General features: G+C 56.9%; 1 rRNA gene. It reads right to left on the bottom strand.

The features are described 5' to 3' along the window. Positions 1-51: 51 nt before the first annotated feature. A 23S ribosomal RNA gene (locus ACIA6B_RS32455) occupies positions 52-3161 on the bottom strand. Positions 3162-3430: the final 269 nt, after the last annotated feature.

Below are 3430 nucleotides of genomic sequence, written 5' to 3'. Positions count from 1 at the left end.
ACAGGGGTTTGGTGTTCGTTCAGAGTTGCACAGTGGACGCGTAGCAGCTTGGTAGTCAAGTCCTCGGCCTATTAGTACCGGTCAACTGAACCCGTTACCGGGCTTACATTTCCGGCCTATCAACCCAGTCGTCTAGCTGGGGGCCTTACCCCACAAAGTGGGTGGGATACCTCATCTTGAAGCGAGCTTCCCGCTTAGATGCTTTCAGCGGTTATCCCTTCCGAACGTAGCTAACCAGCCGTGCCCCTGGCGGGACAACTGGCACACCAGAGGTTCGTCCGTCCCGGTCCTCTCGTACTAGGGACAGCCCTTCTCAAGTATCCTACGCGCACGGCGGATAGGGACCGAACTGTCTCACGACGTTCTAAACCCAGCTCGCGTACCGCTTTAATGGGCGAACAGCCCAACCCTTGGGACCTGCTACAGCCCCAGGATGCGACGAGCCGACATCGAGGTGCCAAACCATCCCGTCGATATGGACTCTTGGGGAAGATCAGCCTGTTATCCCCGGGGTACCTTTTATCCGTTGAGCGACACCGCTTCCACATGCCAGTGCCGGATCACTAGTCCCGACTTTCGTCCCTGCTCGACCTGTCAGTCTCACAGTCAAGCTCCCTTGTGCACTTGCACTCAACACCTGATTGCCAACCAGGCTGAGGGAACCTTTGGGCGCCTCCGTTACCCTTTAGGAGGCAACCGCCCCAGTTAAACTACCCACCAGACACTGTCCCTGAACCGGATAACGGTCCGAAGTTAGATACCCAAATCAACCAGAGTGGTATTTCAAGATTGCCTCCACCCATACTGGCGTATGGACTTCACCGGCTCCCACCTATCCTACACAAGCTAATTCAGATACCAATGTCAAGCTATAGTAAAGGTCCCGGGGTCTTTCCGTCCTGCCGCGCGTAACGAGCATCTTTACTCGTAATGCAATTTCGCCGGGCCTGTGGTTGAGACAGTGGGGAAGTCGTTACGCCATTCGTGCAGGTCGGAACTTACCCGACAAGGAATTTCGCTACCTTAGGATGGTTATAGTTACCACCGCCGTTTACTGGCGCTTAAGTTCTCCGCTTCGCCCCGAAGAGCTAACAGGTCCCCTTAACGTTCCAGCACCGGGCAGGCGTCAGTCCATATACATCGAATTACTTCTTCGCATGGACCTGTGTTTTTAGTAAACAGTCGCTTCCCCCTGCTCTCTGCGGCCATACAACGCTCCACCCGCGCGGGGCTTCACGTCTCCGGCCCCCCTTCTCCCTAAGTTACGGGGGCAATTTGCCGAGTTCCTTAACCACAGTTCGCCCGATCGCCTCGGTATTCTCTACCTGACCACCTGTGTCGGTTTGGGGTACGGGCCGCTAAGAACTCGCTAGAGGCTTTTCTCGGCAGCATAGGATCACTGACTTCACCTGAATCGGCTCGGCATCACGTCTCAGCCCATATGCGCCACGGATTTGCCTATGGCACGGCCTACACGCTTACCCCGGCACAACCACCGGCCGGGCTCAGCTACCTTCCTGCGTCACCCCATCGCTTGACTACTACCCGCCAGGTTCCCACGCTCCCCACCCGCAACCCGAAGGTCTAGGATGGTTTGGATGGTTAGCACAACGAGGTTCGTCAGGGACGCTCTTTCGCGGGTACGGGAATATCAACCCGTTGTCCATCGACTACGCCTCTCGGCCTCGCCTTAGGTCCCGACTCACCCAGGGCGGATTAGCCTGGCCCTGGAACCCTTGGTCATCCGGCGGAAGGGTTTCTCACCCTTCTTTCGCTACTCATGCCTGCATTCTCACTCGTGCCGCGTCCACGACTAGGTCACCCCGTCGCTTCACCCCCGGCACGACGCTCCCCTACCCATCCACACACCTGCACGGCACATCAAGGCGCCGCGAAGTTGAAATGTGAATGCCACAGCTTCGGCGGTGTGCTTGAGCCCCGCTACATTGTCGGCGCGGAACCACTTGACCAGTGAGCTATTACGCACTCTTTAAAGGGTGGCTGCTTCTAAGCCAACCTCCTGGTTGTCTATGCGACCCCACATCCTTTTCCACTTAGCACACGCTTAGGGGCCTTAGCTGGTGATCTGGGCTGTTTCCCTCTCGACTACGAAGCTTATCCCCCGCAGTCTCACTGCCGCGCTCTCACTTACCGGCATTCGGAGTTTGGCTGATTTCGGTAAGCTTGTGGGCCCCCTAGACCATCCAGTGCTCTACCTCCGGCAAGAAACACGCGACGCTGCACCTAAATGCATTTCGGGGAGAACCAGCTATCACGGAGTTTGATTGGCCTTTCACCCCTAACCACAGGTCATCCCCCAACTTTTCAACGTTGGTGGGTTCGGCCCTCCACGCGGTCTTACCCGCGCTTCAGCCTGCCCATGGCTAGATCACTCCGCTTCGGGTCTAGAGCATGCGACTAAAAACGCCCTATTCAGACTCGCTTTCGCTACGGCTCCCCCACACGGGTTAACCTCGCCACATGCCACTAACTCGCAGGCTCATTCTTCAAAAGGCACGCCGTCACCCCGTAAGGCTCCGACGGATTGTAGGCGAACGGTTTCAGGTACTATTTCACTCCCCTCCCGGGGTACTTTTCACCATTCCCTCACGGTACTCGTCCGCTATCGGTCACCAGGAAGTATTTAGGCTTACCAGGTGGTCCTGGCAGATTCACGGCAGATTTCAGGAGTCCGCCGCTACTCGGGAACACCCACAGAAGACCAGCAGCTTTCACCTACCGGACTATCACCGTCTACGGTCAGCCATTCCAGACTGTTCGACTAACCACTGGCTTTGTAACTTCTCGAGTGCGTGTCAGCACACTCAGCAGGGTCCCACAACCCCGAACACGCAACCCCTGACAGGTATCACACGCATCCGGTTTAGCCTCAATCCGCTTTCGCTCGCCACTACTCACGGAATCACTAAATTGTTTTCTCTTCCTACGGGTACTGAGATGTTTCACTTCCCCGCGTTCCCCCCACACACCCTATGTGTTCAGGTGCGGGTGACATCACATGACTGATGCCGGGTTTCCCCATTCGGACACCCTGGGATCACAGCTTGGTTGACAGCTCCCCCAGGCCTATCGCGGCCTCCCACGTCCTTCATCGGCTCCTGGTGCCAAGGCATCCACCGTTCGCCCTTGACAACTTGACCACAAAGATGCTCGCGTCCACTGTGCAATTCTCAACAAACAACCAACCCACAACCCGAACAGTTCCCCACCAAACCCGACAACCGCCGGCGGTATGGAGAACCAGGCCATGCCTGGCAACCTCCACGGACTCCCGTCCGCGCAAGGCTCCGAAGAAAACAACCACTGGTTGTTCCTTCAGGACCCAACAGGGTGCTCTACACCAGCCACCAGCCGCACCAGAACCCCGTTCCCACCACCCCCAACAGGGGCAGCTGTACTAGGAAAAATT

The organism is Micromonospora sp. NPDC051141 (genome assembly GCF_044455765.1).
Classification (GTDB): Bacteria; Actinomycetota; Actinomycetes; order Mycobacteriales; family Micromonosporaceae; genus Micromonospora.
This window is presented reverse-complemented; position numbering and strand designations above follow the sequence as displayed.